The organism is Streptomyces luteolifulvus, from assembly GCF_008806595.1.
Classification (GTDB): domain Bacteria; phylum Actinomycetota; class Actinomycetes; order Streptomycetales; family Streptomycetaceae; genus Streptomyces; species Streptomyces luteolifulvus.
On the sequence record NZ_VZRB01000020.1, the window covers coordinates 1 to 20,434 of the forward strand.

Consider the following 20,434-nt stretch of genomic DNA (forward strand, 5'->3'; position numbering starts at 1 on the left):
CACTGGTTCCGCCGGTTACGCACCCGCTGGGAGATCCGCGACGACATCCACGAAGCCTTCCTCAGCCTGGCCTGCGCAATCATCTGCTGGCGACGACTGAAGAACCTCTCACTTTGTTAGGAGTTCTAAGCCTCCGTCGCGTCGGGCAGCTGTGGACTGCCCGACACAGGGTGTGTCCAGTCCCAGCGAGACATCCTGCTCGTCCGGCTCACCGGCCCTGCACTGAAACAGCATGATGAAGCCGTCGCCGTCTTCTTCCTCGGCGATGCCTGCCTCGATGAAGCAGTCGTCTTCAAGGTCTATCTGCGCTCCGGCGGCACGGGCAACGAACCTGTAGGTCATGCCAGTCTTCTATCAGCGCGCGAACCCGTCCTCTCTGACCTGCGAGGATTAACCATGAGCGACGTCCCTCATAAGGTCAACGATCCCTGGAGCGTCGAACCCCCCGCGATCAGCCGGGCCGGTCAGGTTCTCGATGCCTGAAGCGCCATGACCAGCTGACCCGTGACCAGCAGAAAGGGGCTCCCGGCTGTGGCAGCCGGGAGCCCCTTTTCCGGGTGCAGGTTCCTCAGAACGTGCCCAGCTTCACGATCGACAGCAGGGCGATCAGCTGGATCGCCGACGCGCCCAGCGCCTTCTGCCACGGCAGGTCGTGGGAGCGGCTGACCATGAGGGTCAGCAGGGCGCCCGCCGCGACCCAGGTGGCCCAGCCGAGGGCCTGGACGAAGGTTGCCTCGCCGCCGAAGAACATCGCGAAGACGAGGCGGGGGGCGTCCGTGAGGGACATGATCAGCATGGAGAGGCCGACCGTGGGCTGCCACGCGCCGTCGCCGCCGAGCTGGCGGGCCAGGGTGTGGGTGACCACGCCCAGGACGAAGGCGCTCAGCACCATCGCCACGGCCGTCGTCAGGACGATCGGGACCGCGTTCGACAGGGTGGCGTTGATCGCGTCCTTGCGGGCGGTGTCGAAGCCGAAGACGGCGAGCAGGCCGTAGAGGAAGGTGACGGTGAGGGCGGGGCCCCACATCGTGTAGTCACGCATCTGGAGGAAGGTCCGGGCGGGGGACAGGATGATGCCCCTCAGCAGGTCCTTCCAGTGCAGGCGGGGGCCGACCGGGCCCGCCGGGGCCGAGCCCGCGCGGTAGGTCCCGCCCTGGTGGTACGGGTCCTCGCCGACCGAGAACGCCTGGGTGTGGCCCGGGTTGTTGGCGGCGTACGGGTCCGGGCCGCCGTGCTGCTGGTGGCCGCCGTCGCCGAAGTACTCCGGCTCGTCGCCGTAGCCGCCGTGGCCGCCGCCCTGGGGCCACTGGCCACCGCCTTGCGGCGGGTACGGCTGCGGCGCCGACGGGTAGCCGTGCGACGGTCTCCGGGGCGTCTGCTGTCCGTACGGAGGTTGTTGGGGGCGCGCTTGCGGAGCGCCGTTGTTCCGGCCGCCGCGTCCGATCCTGAATCCAGCCACGCTCTCGAACGTACCTGGTCCCGGAGAGTGGTGTGCCGGGCCCGGGCATCCGGGCCCGGCATTGGGTCCGAGCTGTGACATCCCCTAGGGGGACGGTGGTCAACTGTCCGTGGGCCATCGGGGTATTGCCCTACGGGGCGTACGAGGCGTACGGGGAGTACGGACCGTACGCCCGCTCGGTTGAGGAAGCCCGTTCCGATCCCGGTGACCGTCTGCGGGCTCCAGGAGGAGCGGGCGCCGGTCAGGCCGCCGGAGCCGCCGCGCAGGACATGGACGCAGCCCTGAGGCGGGGCGGTGAGGGGGAGCGGGCTGAGGCCCGCCGCCAGGAGTGCGGCGAGGGCCGTTGCCATGCCCATGAGCCGGTCGGTCCTTCGGCGGTCAGCCCGCGAGTACGTCGCCGAACAGCGCGTCGCCCGCGGGGCCGCCCAGCGCCGTGCCGGTGAAGCTCTTCGAGCCGCGGGTCGTAATGCCGGACGTCGTGGACTCGAAGAGCCACATGGCGCCGTCGCCGGTGTTCTCGTTCACGGCGGAGGCGACCAGCTCGGCGCGGCCGTTGCCGTCCGCGTCCGTGAGCTGGACGGCGCCGAGCCGAAGAAGTCGAGCGACTCGGCGGTACCCGGGGACGCCGGTCGTGTTCTGGGAGAAAGCCTTCGCGCCCGTCAAGGTCGGGGAAGGGCGGCGGCGGTCATGGTCAACCGCCCAGTGTCGCGCCGTACTTGGGGCTGCCCGTCGTGGCGACGCCCGTCGTCGGCGGGCCGAACGTCGTCGAGCCCGTGGTCGTCACACCGGTCGCGGTGCCGCGCAGGGACCAGACGGCGCCGTCACCGGCGTTCTCGCCGGGACCGCCGACGGTGAGGTCCGCGCGGTGGTCGCCGCTCTGGTCGGCGAGGACGACCCGGGCGCCGAAGTGGTCGTTCTTCTCGGCGGTGCCGGGCACGCCCGTGGTGTTCTGCGTGTAGGTCCTGGCGCCCTGGGTGTTCAGGCCGGAGGCCGAGCCGTACAGGACGGTGACCGCGCCGGCGGCCGTGGCGCTGCCGGAGGTCTCGCCGGAGGAGCCGATCGCCAGGTCGGCGTGGCCGTCGCCGTTGATGTCGCCGAGTGAGAGGCCGCCGCCGAAGCCGTCGCCCGTCTCCGCCGCGCCGGGGACGCCCGCGGTGTCCTGCGTGAGGACCAGGCGGGCGCGGGTGATGTCGACGCCGTCCGGGCCGCCGTAGACGACGGTGACCTTGCCGCCCTTGGCTCCGGACGGATCGGCGGAGGTCTCCCGGGGGTTGCCGACCGCGATGTCCGCGTGGCCGTCGCCGTCGATGTCGCCGATGGCGGAGACATGACCGTCGGGCAGGCGCTGGAGCCAGTCGGTGTAGTTGCTGATACGGCCGTCCGCCAGGGCGGTGATCGTGTCGTCGGTTCCGGCCACCCGGCCGTGCACGACCAGGCTGTCGAAGCCCTGGCCGGTGACGTCGCCGGCGGAGAGGTGGGTGATGCCGTACGCGTCGGACCAGGAGTGGGACGCGCCCCATTCGAAGGACGCTCCCGAACCGCTGTTGAGGGCACCGGACTTGGTGATGGGCCCTTGGACGAAGGTGAGGTTGTTGGGACCGGTGGTGCCGACGGCGACGTCGGTGTCGCCGTCGTCGTCGAGGTCGCCCGCGGCCAGTGACTGACCGAAGCGGTCCTGGTCGCGGTAGAACCAGTTCGGCAGCGTACGGGCGCCGGAGAGGCCGGACTTCGAGCCCCAGACGATCACCACGGTGCCGTCGTTGGTGTCGTTGCCGTCCTCGCCGGGCGCGCCGATCAGCAGGTCGGCGTAGCCGTCGGTGTTCAGGTCGGCGGAGGCGACGGACGTGCCGAAGGCGTCGCCGGTCTCCGCGCTGCCGGGGATGCCCGCCGTGTTCTGGGTGATCAGGGTGTGGGTGGAGCTCCTGAGGCCGCTCGCGCTGCCGTAGACCACGGAGACCGCGCCGGCCTGGGACTTTCCGGCGACGGTGGCGGCCGGGGCGCCGATCGCCACGTCGGCCCGGCCGTCCCCGTTGAAGTCGTACGGGGCGGCTGCCGTGACGGCATGGGCGGCGGGGCCGGACAGTGTGAGCGGGGCGAGGGAGGCCGCGAGCAGGACGGCCAGTCGACGGTACGTCACTGGGCGATCTCCCAGCCGAGGTAGGCACCGGACTTGAGACCGACGTCCTTGGCCATCACGGACACGGCGTTCGTGGTCGTCAGTCCGGAGGAGGTGCCGCGCAGGATCGTGACGGCGCCGGAGCCGTTCTCGTAGCCGGAGCCCGTGACCAGGTCGGCGCGGCCGTTCTTGTTGATGTCGACGAGACGGACCGACGCGCCGAAGGCGTCGTCGTTCTCGCTGCTGCCCGGCACGCCCGTGGTGTTCTGCGTGTACAGCTTGGCGCCCGAGGTTTTCAGCCCGGTGGCCGAGCCGAACAGGATCGTCACCGCACCCGAGTCCCTGGCCGAGCCGTTGTCCTCGCCGTAGGCGCCGACCGCGACATCGGCAAAGCCGTCGCCGTTGATGTCCCCGGTGGCGAGCGCCACGCCGAACCGGTCTTCGGCCTCGCCCGCGCCGGGCACGCCCGCGGTGTCCTGGTGGATGACGGTCGGGGTCTGCTCCGGGTCGGGGCCGTCCGGGCCGCCGTACCAGACGCTGATCTGGCCGCCCTTGTGGCCGACGGGCTTGTCGGAGCGGGGGTCCTCGTGGTCGCCGAGGACGAGGTCGCCGTAGCCGTCGCCGTTGATGTCGCCGACCACACCCTGGTGGCCGTCGGCCCCCGGCAGCTTGGTCTCGATGTAGTCCGACTCGGGGTGGTCCTCGTTCCCGGGGTCGTAACTGAGGTAGCCGATGACGCCGCCGTGGTCGCTCTCGAGGGTGTACGGGTACACGCGCTCGGCCCGCTTGTCGCCGTTGAGGTCGCCCGCGAACACCTCGTACGTCGTGCCGACCTCGTAGACGTCGGTCTGGTTCAGCGGGGCACCGGTGCGGGCGAACGGGCCCCGGTACAGGCCGGTGTAGGTCTGGCCGGTGACGGTGAGGTCCGTCTTGCCGTCGCCGTTGAAGTCGCCGGTCGCCATGGCGGAGGAGAAGCCGCCCCACTCGGCGAGCCGGCCGGACGGTGCGGGCAGGGTCGCGCCGCCGGACAGGCCGGACTTGCCGCCCCAGATGATCGTGGCGGCACCGACGCCGTCGCGGTCGCCGATGCTCTCGCCCGGCGCGCCCACGACCAGGTCCGAGTAGCCGTCGCCGTCCAGGTCGCCGGCGGCGAGGCTGCCGCCGAAGGAGTCGAACTCCTCGGCCGTACCCGGGACTCCGGTGGAGTTCTGGGTGATCACCGTCCTCCGGGCGGCGGAGACGCCGGAGGACGAGCCGTACAGCACGACGACGGCACCGGCGTTCATGGCGGTGCCGACGGTCGTGCCCGACGCGCCGATCGCCACGTCCCGGTAGCCGTCGCCGTTGAAATCGCCGGACAGCCCCGAGGGGGCGGCGGTGGCCGTGGTGGCGGGCAGGACCGTGAGCAGGCCGGTGGTGAGGGTTGCGGCCAGCAGAAGGGTGCGCTTGCGCAAGTCGGTGCTCCGTGAAGGGGTGCGGCCGGGCCCGTCGGTGCGGGCCCGGCCTGTCGGTCGAGCGAGGTCCTACGGCGGCTCGGCGGCCGCTTGTACGGCGCGTCGACGGCCGCTTTACGACGGCTCAGTCGGCGAAGTTCGCGCCGAAGTACGGCGTGCCCGTCGTCGAGACGCCCGTCCGCTGCGGGGCGACCGAGTGCGAGCCGGTCGTGGTGATCTTCGTGCCGTTGGAGGGCAGATAGGTGACCATGCCGTCGCCCGCGTTCTCGGCGGAGCCCACGACGAGGTCGGCCCTGCCGTCGCCGGTGACGTCGTCGAGCTTGACGTCGAGGCCGAACATGTCGTTGTCCTCGGCGGTGCCGGGCACGCCCGCGGTGTCCTGGGAGAAGGACTGGGGGGCGGCCGTGGTGTCGAGGCCGCTCGCCGAGCCGTAGAGGACGGTGATCGTGCCGGTGTCGGTGTCGGGGCCGATGTTCTCGCCGGCGACGCCGATCGCGAGGTCGAGGAACCCGTCGTCGTTGACGTCGCCGAGGTCGAGCTCGTAGCCGAACCAGTCGTTGGTCTCGGCGGTGCCGGGGACGCCCGCGGTGTCCTGGGTGATGCCGGTGGCGGCGCCGGTGAGCGGGCCGCCGTCGGACCCGCGGGTGACCCAGACCTTGCCGCCCTTGCCCGAGTCGGGGATCGGGGTGCCGTCCTCGGTGGTGGTGTTCCAGGAGGCACCGCTGACGATGTCGCCGTAGCCGTCGGCGTCGATGTCGCCGATCGCGGTGATCACGCCGGGCTTGAGGGTCTGGGCGGAGGAGATGTTCAGGCCGCTCGCGGTACCGGGGATGTAGTAGTTGCGGTTCCAGCCGTAGACGCTGTCGGTCTCGTAGCCGTCGACCACGAGGTCGGTCTCCTGGCCGCCGTTGATGTTGCCGGCGGTCAGGTTCAGCGGGCCGCCCGCGTCGGTGCCCTGGATCGGGGGCTTGATCGTGTACTTGCCGCCCGGTGTGCCCGAGGAGCTGAAGCCGCCCTTGAGGACGTAGATGGTCGCCGCGTTGCTGCCGACGGCGAGGTCGGCCTTGCCGTCGCCGTCGAAGTCGCCGGCGGCCAGGTTCTTGCCCCAGAGGTCGTGCGCGGACGGGGCCGGGTCGGTGACGGTCGAGCCGCCGTGGAGGCCGGATGCCGAACCCCACAGGATGGTGACGAGGCCGGCGTCGGTGTCGCTGCCGGAGTCCTCGCGCGGGGCGCTGACCGCGAGGTCGTCGTAGCCGTCGCCGTTGAAGTCGGCGTAGGCGGAGTCCGAGCCGAAGGCGTCGCCGGTCTCCGAGGTGCCGGGGACGCCGGCGGAGTTCTGGCTGATGGCGGAGCTGGGGGTGTCGTCCGACACGCCGGCGGCGGTGCCGTAGAGGGCGACGATCTGTCCGGCGGTCTTCTTGCCGTTCACATAGGCACCGGCGGCGGAGAAGGCGACATCGCCCTTGCCGTCGCCGTTGAAGTCGGCCTGCGGGACCGACGTGGAGTCGGCGGCCGTCGCCGTGGCGGCGGAGAAGGTGAGGAGACCGCCCGTCAGCGCGGCGGCGGCGGCCGACGCGAGGGCGAGTCGCAAATGCGCGTGCATGCGGGTTCTCCTGCGGCATGCGGGGATGCCTGGCGGGGCATCCGCAGTCGATGGGATGCGGGCCGCCCGTGGAGGCCTGGAGTCGTCCCGGCGTCCACGGGGGCGCTCGCGATCATGAGACCTTTGCCGAGGAGTAAGGGTTGTACGTGAGTTCGGTTATTTTTTGGGACCGGTGAGACCAGAGGGGCCGAAGAAGCCAGTGAATGAGGCCGCGTGAGGCCAGAGAGATCGGTGAGACCGGTGAGGCCGGTGAGTCCGGTCAGCCCGCCAGGTCCGTGCCGAACGCGCCGCCCTGGGCGGTCGACAGTCCGAGCTTCGTCGGGCCGAAGGTGATGGACGCCGTCGTCGAGTACAGCGTCGGCGCCGCGCCCGGCAGGAACCATGCGGCGCCCGCGGGGTCGTTCTCCTGGGCGGCGATCGCCGTGAGGTCCGCGCGGCCGTCGCGGTTGACGTCGGACGCGAGCAGCGTGGCCCCGAAGTTGTCGACGGACTCGTTGGTGCCCGGGACACCGGGGCTGTCCTGGGTCAGGAACACCGCCCCGGTCGTCGTGAGGCCCGACGCCGAGCCGCGCAGGAGGGTGACCGCGCCCGCGGAGGAGATGTAGTCGGCGTCGTCGCCGAAGGACTCGCCGGAGGCGCCGACCGCGAGGTCCCCGTAGCCGTTCTTGTCGAAGTCGCCGATCGCCAGCGCTCCGCCGAACCCGTCGCCGTACTCGGAGGAGTCCGGGACGCCCGCGGTGTTCTGGGTGTACGAGACACGGCGGGTGGCGCTCGGGCCCGACCCGGTGCCGTGGATGACGTGGATCCTGCCGCCCTTGGCGGCGGACGGCTCGCTGTCCGGGTCCTGGGGGACGCCGAGGGCGATGTCGCCGTAGCCGTCCTTGTCGAGGTCCCCGATGGCCGCGGTCGCGGCGGGGCGCAGGGTCGCCGCCCTGCTCAGGCCGCTCGCCGTGCCCTTGTAGTAGACGGCCGTGGCCAGGTGGTCGCCGTTGGGCTTCTGGCCGGTCACCACCAGGTCGGCCTTGGTGTCGCCGCTGACCCGGCCCGCTGTCAGGACCGGCCTGTCGATGCCGGGGGAGTAGGAGGAGACGCTCCCCGTGGCGCCGGACCTGGTGAAGGGACCGCGGACCAGCCGGATCCGGTAGGCGGGATCGGCGGCGCTGCTCTGCGCGGAGATCGCCAGGTCCGGCTTGCCGTCGCCGGTGAAGTCCGCCGCGGCGATGCTCAGGCCGAAGTAACTCCCGTACAGCGGCTGGGGGTTCTTCACCGTCGTACCGCCGGACAGGCCGGCGGCCGAGCCCCAGACGACGACCACCGTGCCGGCGTCCTCGGCGGATCCGGCCTTCTCGTGCTGTGCGCCGACGACGAGGTCGCTGTAGCCGTCCCGGTTGAGGTCGGCGACGGCGACCTGGTCGCCGAACCGGTCGTCCTTCTCGGCCTCTCCCGGGATGCCGGCGGTGTTCTGGCTGATGACCTTGTGCCGGGCGGGGTCGAGGCCGGTGGCGCCGCCGTACACGACCGCCACCTGTCCGGCCCATGCCTTGCCGCCGACCGTGGCGGCCGGGGCGCCGATCGCCACATCGCGGTAGCCGTCGCCGTTGAAGTCGCCCTGGAGGCCGGAGGGTGCGGCCGAGGCGGGGCCGGCCGGCAGGGCCAGCGGCGTCAGGCCCGCGACGACCAGCGCGGCGAGGGCCGGGGCGGTGCGGAGGGGGTGCTTCACTTCCGTGTCTCCAGATCGGTGGGCGGTGTCGGTCCGCGAGTTGTCGCGATCATGTGACCTTCGGCAAGTGGGCAGGGTTGCACGGGAGTTCGATGAACCTTGAGGGCCGCCGCGCTGCCGCGCCCGCTGTCGCCGTGGTGTCGCGCCCGCCGTCACCGCCGTGTCGCGCCTGCCGTCCGGGCCGGGGCGAACGGTTCTGCCGTCCCCTCTGGGGCTGATGGTGCATATGTGGTGAAAGTGGGCCTGTGATCCTATTTTGGTGACTATCGGTCCGACCCCATGGACAGGACGGTCATGTCACCACCTCGCGTACTCGTCATCGAGGACGACCCGGACGTGAGCGCCCTGCTGGCGCGGCACTTCCGTGAGCTGGGCTGCCCCGTGGCCGCCGCGCACACCGGCGAGGAGGGACTCGATCTCGCCTTCGCGGACCCGCCGGACATCGCGGTCGTCGACATGATGCTGCCCGGCATCGACGGCCGGGAGGTCATCCGCCGTATGCGGGCGGACGAGCGCACGACCGGCTGCCACGTGGTCGTGTCCACGGTCCTGGACAAGGACGAGGTGAGGGACCTGGCGGACGATCTGCTGGCCAAACCGTTCCGGCAGTCGTCGGTGGCGCGGCTCGTGAGCTCCTACCGGAGCTCCGTGTCCGGGAGTTCCGTGCCGGAGGAGGAGTAAATGGCGCGTGTCCTAGTGGCCGACGACGACGCGGACATCCGGGATCTGGTGGCCTTCAAACTGACCCAGAGCGGTCATGAGGTCACCGCCGTGGAGGACGGCATGGCGGCGCTGAAGGCCGCGCGCGAGCAGCCGGTGGACCTGGCGCTGCTCGACATCCGGATGCCGGGGATGTCCGGACTGGACGTCTGCCGGGAGCTGCGCGCGGCAGCCGAGACCGCCACCCTGCCCGTCATCATGATCACCGCCCGGTCCCAGGAAGGGGACGTCGAGGTGGGCTTCGCGGCGGGCGCCGACGACTACATCATCAAGCCGTTCAGCCCACGGGAGCTGTCCAGCCGGGTCACCGCGGTGCTCAGCCGGGCGGAGCGGTGATACCGCCAGGGTTTGTGCGAGGCGCGCTGCTGTGCCTGCCGGCCCTCGTCCTGGCGCTGAGCCTGCTGATCGTCTCCAACCGTTTCGTCCGCAGGGTCCAGCAGCGCAGACGCGAACGGCGCGCGGAACCGGTGCGCGGCCTGCTGCTGGAGCTGCTGTGCGCGGAGGAGGACGAGCAGAGCGAGCTGCTGAACCGGCTCGCGGCGGTCGACAAGCGGACCTGGACCGCCCTGGAACCGTCCCTGACGGCGCTGCTGGAAAAGGTCTCCGGTGCCGCCCGCACGGCATTGATCCGCCTGTACGAGCTGCGCGGGGCCCCCGAGGGCGCCGTCGCCGACCTGAGGAGTCACAGCGCGGCCCGGCGGGGGCGTGCCGCACAGGTGCTCGGCCAGCTCTCGCACCGCGCCGCGGAGCCGGCGCTGTGCCGTCTGCTGACCGACCGCGACCCCGAGGTCCGGCTGGTCGCCACCCGGGCGCTGGGCCGCAGCGGGGGTGCGGAGTCCGTGGCGCACCTGCTGGAGTCCCTGCACGGATCGCGGACGGTGCCGCCCCCTTCGGTCACCATGGCGCTGGTCTCGATGGGGCCCGAGGTCCAGCGCAGTGTCGCGGCCGGGCTGGAACATCCCGAGCCCCTCGCCAGGGCCGTGGCCATCGAGGTGCTCGGCGTGACCGGGGTGGTCTCCCGTACGTCCGAGATCGCCCGCGCACTGCGCGAGGACCCCTCCAACGAGGTACGGATCAAAGCGGCCCGCGCGCTGGGCCGACTGGGCATGCCCGAAGGCCTGCAACCGCTGCTGGACGCCGTCGCACCAGGTCAGCCGCTCGCCCTGCGCATCGTGGGCACCGGAGCGCTGGGCAATCTGGGAGCCGTCTCCGCGACGGACCGGCTGGCGGAACTGCTCGGCGATCCCGACCGGCATGTGGCCGGGGCCGCGGCCCGCTCGCTGCTGCGGCTCGGCCCGGCGGGGCACGCCGCGCTGCACGAGGCGGCGGCCGGCGTCCGCGGCGGTTCGGCGGCCGCCCAGGCCGGGGCGGCCCTTTCCGAGGCCGCGGTCCAGGGCCGCCACGACGTCCGCGTGGAGGTGGCGCTGTGAGCACGATGGCCGACGGACCGTGGGACTCGCTGCTGGGCGCGGCGCACACGCTGATCTCGGTCTGCGACACCGTGATCATCAGCTACTTCCTCTTCATCAACACCGGCCATCTGATCCTGATCTTCATCGCGCTCGGAGAGTTCGTCAGACGGAGACGCCGGGCACCCTTCGCGGGCTACGACGACGCCGCCACCAGTCCCTTCACCCCGCCGGTGTCGGTGATCATGCCCGCGCACAACGAGGCGGCCGGGATCGCCGAGGCGGTGCGGGCGATGCTGCTGCTGCGCTATCCGATGTTCGAGATCATCGTCGTCGACGACGGCTCCACCGACGGCACCGTGGAGGCCCTCGGCGAGGCCTTCGACCTCGCCGAGGTGGAGTACGTGATCCCCGACGACGTTCCGGTACGTGGCGCGGTCACCTCGGTCCACATGCCCCGGGGCGGTCCGGTGCCCCTGGTGGTGGCCCGCAAGGTCAACGGCGGCAAGGCCGACGCGCTCAACGTCGGGATCAACCTGGCGCGCTATCCCCTGGTGTGCATGGTGGATGCCGACTCGATCCTCGACTCCCAGGCCCTGCTCGCGGTGGCCAAGCCCTTCGCCGACGACCCGCTGCGGGTGGTCGCCACCGGCGGTGTGGTCGGCCTCGCCAACGGTTGCACCGTCGTGGCCGGCCGGGTCGTCGAGCCGCACGTGCCGAGGGACACGCTCGGACGGATCCAGGTCGTCGAGTACCTGCGCGCGTTCTTCCTCGGCCGCACCGGCTGGTCCAAGGTCGGCGGCCTGCTGATCATCGCCGGGGCCTTCGGCCTGTTCCGCCGGGACGCCCTCGTGGCGGTCGGCGGCATGGACCCGGACTGCATCGGAGAGGACGCCGAACTGGTCATCCGGCTCCACGCCCATCTGCGCGACCAGGGCCGTACCTACCGCATCGCGTTCGTCACCGAGCCGATCTCCTGGAGCGAGGCGCCCTCGCAGCTGAAGGTCCTGGCCCGCCAGCGACGGCGCTGGCACCGCGGACTGACGGAGATCCTGCTCAAGCACCGCCGTATGATCGCCAACCCGCGTTACGGCCGCATCGGACTTGTGGCACTGCCCTTCTACGTCGTCTTCGAACTGCTGGCCCCGCTGGTGGAGCTCGCGGGCCTGGTTCTGATGCCCCTGGGCGTGCTCATCGGCGCGGTGAACGTGGACTTTCTGTGGCGCTTCATGCTCGCCGCCTATGCCTACGCCCTGGTGGTGAGTCTGCTGTCGGTGGCGGTGGAGGAGTACGCCTTCCACCGGTTCACGCGCTGGCGGGACGTGTGGGGCGCCCTCGTCGGGGTGGTCGCGGAGAACATCGGCTACCGGCAGCTGACCGCCTGGTGGCGGCTGCGCGGCATGTGGGACGGGCTGCGCCGCACGCCCCAGGAGTGGGGCGCGATGGCCCGTACCGGATTCGGCACGGACGACCCGGTCAAGGAAGGCGGAGGTGATCGTGCGTGAGCGGAATCCTCGGCCGGGGCGGCGGGACGGTCGGTCGTCGGCTCGGGTTCGCGTTCGGCCTGTTGATCTTCCTGATCGCGCTGTGCGGTGCCGGCGCGCTGATCGGTGCGGAGCGACTGGACAACGAGTACGACGAGATCATCGACCATGTGGACCCCGCCGGGGACGACGGGCTGCTCCTGCGCTCCACGGCCGTCGGCGCGCAGCGTGCGGTGCGCGGCTATCTGATCACCGGCGACCCGAGGGAGCTCGCCGCCTTCCGCCAGGCCAGGGACCGCGTCCCGTCGATCATCGACGATCTTCGTGGGTACGGCGTCGCGGACGAGGGCCTTCTCACGGCGCAGCAACGGGAGCTCACGGCGTACTTCCGCTTCGTGGAGCGGCAGACGCGCGCGGTCCCGAGAAGCGAGCGGGCGGCCGTCCTCACCCGCGAGGCCACGCGTCGGTTCCGGGCGTTCGAGCGGACCAACGACCAGCTGGGTGTCCAGCTGGCCGCCGCGGAGGAGCGGATGCAGGACCACGCCGACACGGTGATCCGGTACGGCGTGGGCGGGCTCGGCGCCCTGCTGGTCGTGGGCCTGGCCGCGGCCGTCTTCACCTCGGTGCGCACCACGCGTGCCCTGAAGCGTCCGCTCCGCAACGTCGAGGCGACGCTCGACCGGCTCGCCGCGGGTGACCGCACCGCGCGCGCCACGCCGGAGGGACCGGCGGAGATCAAGGCGGTGGCGATCTCGGTGAACGCGCTCGCCGACGAGCGTGACCGGCTGCGGGCGATCGAGGAGGAGCGCGCCCGGCTGTCGGGGATCGCCCGGAACACCGGCATCCGGATCCGGGAGAACCTCGACGTCGACCAGGTGCTCGACCACGCGGTCGTGGGGATCGGGGCGGGCCTGGACGCCGACTACGTCTTCATCACGCTCGCCGGTGAAGACCGCTCCGTATTCCCCGTGGCCCGGGCCTGGGGTGCCAAGGAGGGCCTGCTCAGCGCCGCGGAGCAGCAGTCGCTGCCCGGGGCCCCCGCCGAGATGGTCCGCGACCACTATCGGCGGGGGACGACCTGGGAGATCGCCGACCTGCCCCGGTACCTGTCCGAGACCACACCCGTGCCGGGTGGCCCGGGTACCTGGGGCGAGACGGGCATTCCGGCGGAGAACCGCGTCGCCGCGTCGGCGCTGGGCCTGGTCTCCGCGCTGATCGCCCCCATGGGGGTGGGAGAGGAACCGATCGGCACCGTGTGCCTGGCCCGTACCAGCGCCGACCGCCCCTGGCGCCCGGTGGAGATCGAGACCGCGGAGTCCATGACCAGCGGCGTCGGACGGGCCCTGCACAGCGCCCGGCTCTTCAAGCAGGAGACGGATCTGGTGGACAAGCTGCGCGCCCTGGACAAGGCCAAGAGCGACTTCCTGTCCACCGTCTCCCATGAGCTGCGCACCCCGCTGACCAGCATCGTGGGCTATATCGAGCTGCTGAAGGACGAGGACACCGGGTCACTGACCCCGCCCCAGGTGCACATGCTGGACATCGTGGACCGCAACGCGAACCGGCTGCGGGCGCTGATCGAGGACCTGCTCACCCTCTCCCGGATCGAGTCGGGGGCGTTCACCTCCCGCAAGGCTCCGGTCGACCTGCGTCAGCTGGTGTCGTCGGCGACCGATGCGATCAGGCCGGCCGCCAAGGCCGCGTCCGTCTCCCTGGTGACGGAGTGCCCGGACCGGCCGCTGATCATGGAGGCGGACGGCGAACAGCTCGACCGGGTGCTGATGAACCTGCTGTCCAACGCGGTCAAGTTCACCCCGGAGGGCGGGAAGGTGAGCGTCCGGGCCCACCGGCACGACGGCGAGGTGCTGCTGAGCGTCAGCGACACGGGCATCGGGATCCCGGCGAAGGAACAGGAGAAGCTGTTCACACGGTTCTTCCGTGCCTCCAACGCCACCGACGCGGCCATCCCGGGCACCGGTCTGGGGCTGACGATCGTGCGCACGATCGTGGCGAACCACGGCGGTGAGACGCAGGTGCACTCCGAGGAGGGCCGGGGCACCACGATCACCGCGAGGCTGCCGCTCGCCGACGCGGACCGACCGGCCGGGGACGACTGAACGGCGCGGCCGCGCATGCCGGTTCAGACCGTGAGGACCACCCGAAGGGCAAGAACGCCGCCTCCCCGCATCATGCGGGGAGGCGGCGTTCTTGCCCTTCGGGTGCGCGCAGGCGCGTTACTTCACCGGCTCGGGCTCCGGCTCGCTCTCCGCCTCCGACGCGCCCGCCGGGGGCTCGTCGTCGACCGGGGTCTTGACCGACTCCAGCAGCAGCTGGGCGACGTCCACGACCTGGATCGACTCCTTGGCCTTGCCCTCGTTCTTCTTGCCGTTGACCGAGTCGGTCAGCATGACGAGGCAGAACGGGCAGGCGGTGGAGACGATGTCCGGGTTGAGGGAGAGGGCTTCGTCGACGCGCTCGTTGTTGATGCGCTTGCCGATCCGCTCCTCCATCCACATCCGCGCACCGCCGGCGCCGCAGCAGAAGCCGCGCTCCTTGTGGCGGTGCATCTCCTCGTTGCGGATGCCCGGGACGCTGGCGATGATCTCCCGCGGAGGCGTGTAGATCTTGTTGTGGCGGCCCAGGTAGCAGGGGTCGTGGTAGGTGATGATGCCCTCGACCGGGGTGACCGGGATCAGCTTGCCCTCGTCCACCAGGTGCTGGAGCAGCTGGGTGTGGTGGATGACCTCGTAGTCGCCGCCGAGCTGCGGGTACTCGTTGCCGAGCGTGTTGAGGCAGTGCGGGCAGGTCGCGACGATCTTCTTCGCGGACTTCGGCTTCCTCGACTCCGCCGTGATGTTGCCCTCGTCGTCCATCTCCTCGCCGAACGCCATGTTCAGCGCGGCCACGTTCTCCATGCCGAGCTCCTGGAACAGGGGCTCGTTGCCGAGGCGGCGGGCGGAGTCACCGGTGCACTTCTCGTCGCCGCCCATGATCGCGAACTTGACGCCCGCGATGTGCAGCAGCTCGGCGAAGGCCTTGGTGGTCTTCTTGGCGCGGTCCTCCAGGGAGCCGGCGCAGCCGACCCAGTACAGGTACTCGACCTCGGAGAGGTCCTCGATGTCCTTGCCGACGACCGGCACCTCGAAGTCGACTTCCTTCAGCCACTCCAGGCGCTGCTTCTTGGCCAGGCCCCAGGGGTTGCCCTTCTTCTCCAGGTTCTTGAGCATCGTGCCCGCCTCGGACGGGAACGCGGACTCGATCATCACCTGGTAGCGGCGCATGTCGACGATGTGGTCGATGTGCTCGATGTCCACCGGGCACTGCTCGACACAGGCGCCGCAGGTGGTGCAGGACCACAGGACGTCCGGGTCGATGACGCCGCCCGTGGCGAAGCCACTGTCAGATACCGGCTCGGCGGTGCCGATCAGCGGGCGCTCGGCCTCGGCCAGGGCCGCAGCGGGCACCGAAGCCAGCTGCTCCTCGGAGGCCTTCTCGTCGCCCTCCATCGTCTTGCCGCCGCCGGCGAGCAGGTAGGGCGCCTTGGCGTGCGCGTGGTCGCGCAGCGACATGATCAGCAGCTTCGGGGAGAGCGGCTTGCCGGTGTTCCAGGCGGGGCACTGCGACTGGCAGCGGCCGCACTCGGTGCAGGTGGAGAAGTCGAGCAGGCCCTTCCACGAGAACTGCTCGACCTGGGAGACGCCGAAGACGTCGTCGTCGCCCGGGTCGGTGAAGTCGATCGGCTTGCCGCCCGACGTCATCGGTTGGAGGCCGCCCAGGGCCGTCTCACCGGTCGCGTTGCGCTTGAACCAGATGTTGGGGAAGGCGAGGAAGCGGTGCCAGGCCACACCCATGTTGGTGTTCAGGCTCACCGTGATCATCCAGACCATGGTGGTGCCCAGCTTGATCATCGCGGTGAAGTAGACGAGGTTCTGGAGCGCGGTGAGGCTCAGGCCCTTGAACGCCAGGATCATCGGGTACGAGGCGAAGTACGCGGCCTCGTAGTGGTCCACGTGGTGCAGCGTGCCCTCGAGACCGCGCAGCACGTAGATCGCCAGACCGATGGTGAGGATGACGTACTCGACGAAGTACGCCTGGCCCATCTTGGAGCCCGCGAACCGTGACTTGCGGCCGGGCCGCGACGGCAGGTTCAGCAGGCGGATCGCCATCAGCGTGACGATCCCGACGGTGGTCATCGCCGCGATGAACTCGATGTACAGCTCGTACGGCAGGAACCCGCCGATGACCGGCAGCGTCCAGTCGGCCTCGAACAGCTGGCCGTAAGCGGTGATGATCGTCGGCGGCAGCGTCAGGAAGCCGATCGCCACGAACCAGTGGGCGAACCCGACGATGCCCCACCGGTTCATCCGGGTGTGGCCGAGGAACTCCCTCACCAGCGTCACGCTGCGCTGGTAGGGGTTGTCGGTCCGGGTGCCTGCGGGCACCGGCTGGCCGAGCTTGAAGTACCGGACGAACTGGCCGATGGCGCGTGCGAGCAGCGCAACGCCGACCACGGTCAGAACCAGCGACACGATGATCGCGGCGAGTTGCATTTGGGGGCTCCTCGGGCCTGCGAGGCTTTCTTCGAGCGAAATTACTAAGCGGTAACTTATGTAGTCCTCTGAGACTACCCGCATCCTGCGCCGCACTGTAGTCAGACGTGCGGTGATCTGTGCTACTGAGGCGGCCCTCAGTGATCTCATCGCGACGGCGCGCGGACTCATGTGCAATTCACCACATATCATCACATTCGGTTTAGCGTGGTCCCGTGCTCTACGGGATCGCCGCCGCCACCACCGCCCTCCTCTTCGCCGCCCTGCTCACCGCGCTGCTCAGGGCCCCCGCCCTGCGCCTCGGTGTGGTCGACCGACGACGGCAGCGGCCCGTTCCGCTGCTCGGGGGAGCGGCCGTCGTCCTCGCCACCTGTCTGGTGGTGGCGGCCGGCAGCTGGTTGGGGGTCGCGCCGCTCGGTGACGGGATGGGCCCGCTGCTCGCCGCCGGGGCCGCCGTCGCCGCGCTCGGGCTGGTCGCGGACCTGCGGCGGGTGAAGGCCCGGTTCCTGCTCGGCGGTACGGCCGTCGCGGCGGCCTGTGTGGTGCCGTACGACGAGACCGGGGTGCCCGCCGGGCTGCTCGCGGTGGCCTGGATCGTCCTCGTGGCCGTCGGCTTCAAGTCGCTCGACCACGCCGACGGGCTGGCGGGCGCGGTCGGAGTCGTGACCGCCTTCGGGGTCGGGGCCTGCGCGGCGGCCGAGGTGATGGACGGGCTCGCGGCCATGCTGAGTGTGCTGGCCGCCGCGCTGACCGGGTTCCTCATGCACAACTGGCATCCCGCGCGGATCGCCCTCGGGGCCTGCGGGTCCCTGTTCGTGGGCTTCGTGCTCGCCTCGGCCGCCGTGCTCACCCGCGCCGGACACGAGGTGGCGTCCAGCGCGGGCGTGCTGTTCGCGCTGACCGCGGCGGCCTGCGCCGACCTCGTCCTCGTCGCGCTGTCACGGCGGCTGGCCGGACGGCCCCTGCTGCGCGGCGGTCCCGACCATCTCGCCCACCGGCTGCGGCGGATCGGCCTCACCCCGCGGGGCGCGACGGTCCTGCTCGGTGCCGGCGCGTTCTGCGGGGTACTCGTCGGGGTCCTCGGCCATGTCGGCTGGACGGGCGGGACCGGCCCGCTGTGGGTGGCGGGGGTCGCCCTGGCCGTCGTACTGGGACTGCTGCGGGTCAGGGTGTACGGGCCGCGCAGACCGCCGGTTCACCCCCTGCGGGCACCTGCTCCTACCGCGTCTCACACCGCATCTGTGCAGGTCAGAGGGTAGTTGCGTGTAAGGAAAGGATAAGAGTTGAGTCCCCTGGACTCAGCTCTGTTGACCGCGCGGTGGCCGTCATGCACACTTGAGTCCGTTCCACTCAAGTCATTGCTGGAGGAATCAACCATGGCACGTGCGGTCGGCATCGACCTGGGCACGACTAACTCCGTCGTCAGCGTTCTGGAGGGCGGCGAGCCCACCGTCATCACCAACGCCGAGGGTGCCAGGACCACGCCGTCCGTCGTCGCCTTCGCGAAGAACGGTGAGGTGCTCGTCGGCGAGGTGGCCAAGCGCCAGGCCGTGACCAACGTGGACCGGACCATCCGGTCCGTGAAGCGTCACATGGGCACCGACTGGAAGATCGAGCTCGACGGGAAGCCCTTCAACCCGCAGCAGATCTCCGCCTTCATCCTGCAGAAGCTGAAGCGGGACGCCGAGTCCTACCTGGGCGAGAAGGTCACCGACGCGGTGATCACCGTCCCGGCCTACTTCAACGACTCCGAGCGCCAGGCCACCAAGGAGGCCGGCGAGATCGCGGGCCTCAACGTCCTGCGCATCGTCAACGAGCCGACGGCGGCCGCCCTGGCCTACGGCCTCGACAAGGACGACCAGACCATCCTCGTCTTCGACCTCGGCGGCGGCACCTTCGACGTGTCCCTGCTGGAGATCGGCGACGGCGTCGTCGAGGTGAAGGCCACCAACGGCGACAACCACCTCGGTGGTGACGACTGGGACCAGCGCGTCGTCGACTACCTGGTCAAGCAGTTCGCCGGCGGTCACGGTGTGGACCTCGGCAAGGACAAGATGGCCCTCCAGCGCCTCCGCGAGGCCGCCGAGAAGGCCAAGATCGAGCTGTCCTCGTCCACCGAGACCTCGATCAACCTGCCCTACATCACCGCGTCCGCCGAGGGCCCGCTGCACCTGGACGAGAAGCTGACCCGGGCTCAGTTCCAGCAGCTGACGGCCGACCTCCTGGAGCGCTGCAAGACGCCGTTCTTCAACGTCATGAAGGACGCCGGCGTCTCCATCAACGAGATCGACCACGTCGTCCTCGTCGGCGGCTCCACCCGGATGCCCGCCGTCGCCGAGCTCGTCAAGGAGCTGACCGGCGGCAAGGAGGCCAACAAGGGCGTGAACCCGGATGAGGTCGTCGCCATCGGCGCCTCGCTCCAGGCCGGTGTCCTCAAGGGCGAGGTCAAGGACGTCCTGCTCCTCGACGTCACCCCGCTGTCCCTCGGTATCGAGACCAAGGGCGGCATCATGACCAAGCTGATCGAGCGCAACACGACGATCCCGACGAAGCGTTCGGAGATCTTCACCACGGCCGAGGACAACCAGCCGTCCGTGCAGATCCAGGTCTACCAGGGCGAGCGCGAGATCGCGGCGTACAACAAGAAGCTCGGCATGTTCGAGCTGACCGGTCTGCCGCCGGCCCCGCGCGGTGTCCCGCAGATCGAGGTCTCCTTCGACATCGACGCCAACGGCATCATGCACGTCACGGCCAAGGACCTCGGCACGGGCAAGGAGCAGAAGATGACCGTCACCGGCGGCTCCTCGCTGCCGAAGGACGAGGTCGACCGGATGCGCCAGGAGGCCGAGCAGTACGCGGAGGAGGACCACCGCCGCCGCGAGGCCGCCGAGACCCGCAACCAGGGCGAGCAACTCGTCTACCAGACGGAGAAGTTCCTCAAGGACAACGAGGACAAGGTCCCCGGCGAGGTCAGGACCGAGGTCGAGGCCGCCGTCGAGGAGCTGAAGACCGCGCTCAAGGGCGAGGACACCACCGAGATCCGCACGGCCACCGAGAAGGTCGCCGCGGTCTCCCAGAAGGTGGGCCAGGCCATGTACGCCGACGCCCAGGCCGCACAGGGTGCCGCGGGCGGCGCCGACGCCGGTGCCGAGGCCCCGCGGGCCGACGACGACGTCGTGGACGCCGAGATCGTGGACGACGAGCGCAAGGACGGTGCCGCGTGACGGAGGAGACCCCGGGCTTCGAGGAGAAGCCCGACGTCCCCTCCGGCGCCACCCCCGACGACGCCGAGCCGCAGGCCGCCTCCCCCTCCGCGGGGGAGGGGGCGGCCCCGGCCGGGGACGCATCAGCACAGACCGCAGGCCTGACGGCCCAGCTGGACCAGGTCCGTACGGCGCTCGGCGAGCGCACGGCCGACCTCCAGCGGCTCCAGGCCGAGTACCAGAACTACCGCCGCCGCGTCGAACGCGACCGGATCACGGTCCGGGAGATCGCCATCGCGAACCTCCTGACCGAGCTCCTGCCTGTGCTCGACGACATCGGCCGCGCACGGGACCACGGCGAACTCGTCGGCGGATTCAAGTCCGTGGCGGAGTCGCTGGAGACCGTCGCGGCGAAGATGGGTCTGCAGCAGTTCGGCAAGGAGGGCGAGCCCTTCGACCCGACGATCCACGAAGCCCTGATGCACAGCTACGCGCCGGACGTCACGGAGACGACCTGCGTGGCGATTCTGCAGCCCGGGTACCGGATCGGCGAGCGCACCATCCGCCCCGCGCGGGTGGCCGTGGCCGAACCCCAGCCGGGGGCGCAGACCGTGAAGGCGGACTCCACGGACTCCGCGGAGGCGGGCGACGACAAGGAGAGCGGTGGCCCGGACGAGGGCTGAGCTTGACATGAGGAGAAAGGAGGGACGTCGAGG

Annotated in this window: 16 protein-coding genes; 8 read left to right on the forward strand and 8 right to left on the reverse strand. The window is 70.7% G+C overall.

From position 1 onward, the window contains the following. Positions 1 to 108: 108 nt before the first annotated feature. The 7 genes from F7R91_RS25790 to F7R91_RS25820 form a co-directional block, all read right to left on the reverse strand. Positions 109 to 342 (reverse strand): hypothetical protein, encoded by a 234-nt coding sequence (locus F7R91_RS25790; RefSeq protein WP_150951625.1) that lies wholly within the window; start codon positions 340 to 342, stop codon positions 109 to 111. Between the two features lie 226 nt (positions 343 to 568). Further along, positions 569 to 1,540 carry a Yip1 family protein gene (locus tag F7R91_RS25795; RefSeq protein ID WP_150951627.1) on the reverse strand — a complete coding sequence of 324 codons (972 nt, stop codon included), beginning with the start codon at positions 1,538 to 1,540 and terminating at the stop codon, positions 569 to 571. A gap of 297 nt (positions 1,541 to 1,837) precedes the next feature. After that, a complete protein-coding gene (locus tag F7R91_RS25800; RefSeq protein WP_150951629.1) occupies positions 1,838 to 2,122 on the reverse strand; it encodes a hypothetical protein in 285 nt (94 codons plus the stop codon). Between the two features lie 28 nt (positions 2,123 to 2,150). Then, entirely contained in the window at positions 2,151 to 3,596 is a 1,446-nt protein-coding gene (locus F7R91_RS25805; RefSeq protein ID WP_191971641.1) for an FG-GAP-like repeat-containing protein, read from the reverse strand. After that, the gene (locus F7R91_RS25810) at positions 3,593 to 5,029 is read right to left on the reverse strand and encodes an FG-GAP-like repeat-containing protein (protein ID WP_150951631.1); all 1,437 of its coding nucleotides are present in this window, start codon (positions 5,027 to 5,029) and stop codon (positions 3,593 to 3,595) included. Before F7R91_RS25810 ends, F7R91_RS25805 begins: the two co-directional genes overlap by 4 nt. Before the next feature lie 124 nt (positions 5,030 to 5,153). Continuing rightward, positions 5,154 to 6,632: an FG-GAP repeat domain-containing protein gene (locus F7R91_RS25815; RefSeq protein ID WP_150951633.1), complete on the reverse strand. Its 1,479-nt coding sequence runs from the start codon at positions 6,630 to 6,632 to the stop codon at positions 5,154 to 5,156. Positions 6,633 to 6,891: 259 nt separating this feature from the next. Beyond that, entirely contained in the window at positions 6,892 to 8,352 is a 1,461-nt protein-coding gene (locus F7R91_RS25820; RefSeq protein ID WP_150951635.1) for an FG-GAP-like repeat-containing protein, read from the reverse strand. 294 nt (positions 8,353 to 8,646) lie between these two features. On the opposite strand from F7R91_RS25820, the gene F7R91_RS25825 reads away from it, so the two are divergent. Genes F7R91_RS25825 through F7R91_RS25845 form a run of 5 tightly spaced genes read left to right on the forward strand, consistent with a single transcriptional unit; the run spans position 8,647 to position 14,082 of the window. Beyond that, positions 8,647 to 9,033: a response regulator transcription factor gene (locus F7R91_RS25825; protein ID WP_191971642.1), complete on the forward strand. Its 387-nt coding sequence runs from the start codon at positions 8,647 to 8,649 to the stop codon at positions 9,031 to 9,033. After that, positions 9,034 to 9,408 carry a response regulator transcription factor gene (locus F7R91_RS25830; RefSeq protein WP_150951639.1) on the forward strand — a complete coding sequence of 125 codons (375 nt, stop codon included), beginning with the start codon at positions 9,034 to 9,036 and terminating at the stop codon, positions 9,406 to 9,408. It begins immediately after the preceding gene. Positions 9,409 to 9,422: 14 nt separating this feature from the next. Continuing rightward, on the forward strand, positions 9,423 to 10,502 hold the full coding sequence (locus F7R91_RS25835; RefSeq protein ID WP_191971643.1) for a HEAT repeat domain-containing protein: 1,080 nt from the start codon (positions 9,423 to 9,425) through the stop codon (positions 10,500 to 10,502). A gap of 5 nt (positions 10,503 to 10,507) precedes the next feature. Continuing rightward, positions 10,508 to 11,986, forward strand: coding sequence for a glycosyltransferase family 2 protein (locus tag F7R91_RS25840; RefSeq protein ID WP_150951926.1), 1,479 nt, complete (start codon positions 10,508 to 10,510; stop codon positions 11,984 to 11,986). Beyond that, a complete protein-coding gene (locus F7R91_RS25845; RefSeq protein WP_150951643.1) occupies positions 11,983 to 14,082 on the forward strand; it encodes an ATP-binding protein in 2,100 nt (699 codons plus the stop codon). The genes F7R91_RS25840 and F7R91_RS25845 overlap by 4 nt, the downstream gene beginning before the upstream one ends. Positions 14,083 to 14,199: 117 nt before the next feature. Here the strand turns inward: F7R91_RS25845 and F7R91_RS25850 are convergent, their stop codons facing one another. Further along, a complete protein-coding gene (locus F7R91_RS25850) occupies positions 14,200 to 16,515 on the reverse strand; it encodes a (Fe-S)-binding protein (protein WP_150951645.1) in 2,316 nt (771 codons plus the stop codon). Between the two features lie 215 nt (positions 16,516 to 16,730). Here F7R91_RS25850 and F7R91_RS25855 point away from each other — a divergent pair, with 215 nt between their 5' ends. From F7R91_RS25855 to grpE, 3 genes are all read left to right on the forward strand, one after another. Next, positions 16,731 to 17,774, forward strand: a complete 1,044-nt coding sequence (locus F7R91_RS25855; RefSeq protein WP_150951646.1) for an MraY family glycosyltransferase — start codon at positions 16,731 to 16,733, stop codon at positions 17,772 to 17,774. A gap of 117 nt (positions 17,775 to 17,891) precedes the next feature. Continuing rightward, the gene (dnaK, locus tag F7R91_RS25860) at positions 17,892 to 19,739 is read left to right on the forward strand and encodes a molecular chaperone DnaK (RefSeq protein WP_150951648.1); all 1,848 of its coding nucleotides are present in this window, start codon (positions 17,892 to 17,894) and stop codon (positions 19,737 to 19,739) included. Beyond that, positions 19,736 to 20,401, forward strand: a complete 666-nt coding sequence (gene grpE, locus F7R91_RS25865) for a nucleotide exchange factor GrpE (RefSeq protein ID WP_150951650.1) — start codon at positions 19,736 to 19,738, stop codon at positions 20,399 to 20,401. Before dnaK ends, grpE begins: the two co-directional genes overlap by 4 nt. The last annotated feature ends 33 nt before the right edge of the window (positions 20,402 to 20,434 follow it).

Bases quoted from the DNA above. Each gene is read 5' to 3' on its own strand.
- F7R91_RS25790 (WP_150951625.1), bottom strand. From the start codon at position 342: ATGACCTACAGGTTCGTTGCCCGTGCCGCCGGAGCGCAGATAGACCTT.
- F7R91_RS25795 (WP_150951627.1), bottom strand. From the start codon at position 1,540: ATGTCACAGCTCGGACCCAATGCCGGGCCCGGATGCCCGGGCCCGGCA.
- F7R91_RS25815 (WP_150951633.1), bottom strand. From the start codon at position 6,632: ATGCACGCGCATTTGCGACTCGCCCTCGCGTCGGCCGCCGCCGCCGCG.
- F7R91_RS25825 (WP_191971642.1), top strand. From the start codon at position 8,647: ATGTCACCACCTCGCGTACTCGTCATCGAGGACGACCCGGACGTGAGC.
- F7R91_RS25830 (WP_150951639.1), top strand. From the start codon at position 9,034: ATGGCGCGTGTCCTAGTGGCCGACGACGACGCGGACATCCGGGATCTG.
- F7R91_RS25840 (WP_150951926.1), top strand. From the start codon at position 10,508: ATGGCCGACGGACCGTGGGACTCGCTGCTGGGCGCGGCGCACACGCTG.
- F7R91_RS25850 (WP_150951645.1), bottom strand. From the start codon at position 16,515: ATGCAACTCGCCGCGATCATCGTGTCGCTGGTTCTGACCGTGGTCGGC.
- dnaK (WP_150951648.1), top strand. From the start codon at position 17,892: ATGGCACGTGCGGTCGGCATCGACCTGGGCACGACTAACTCCGTCGTC.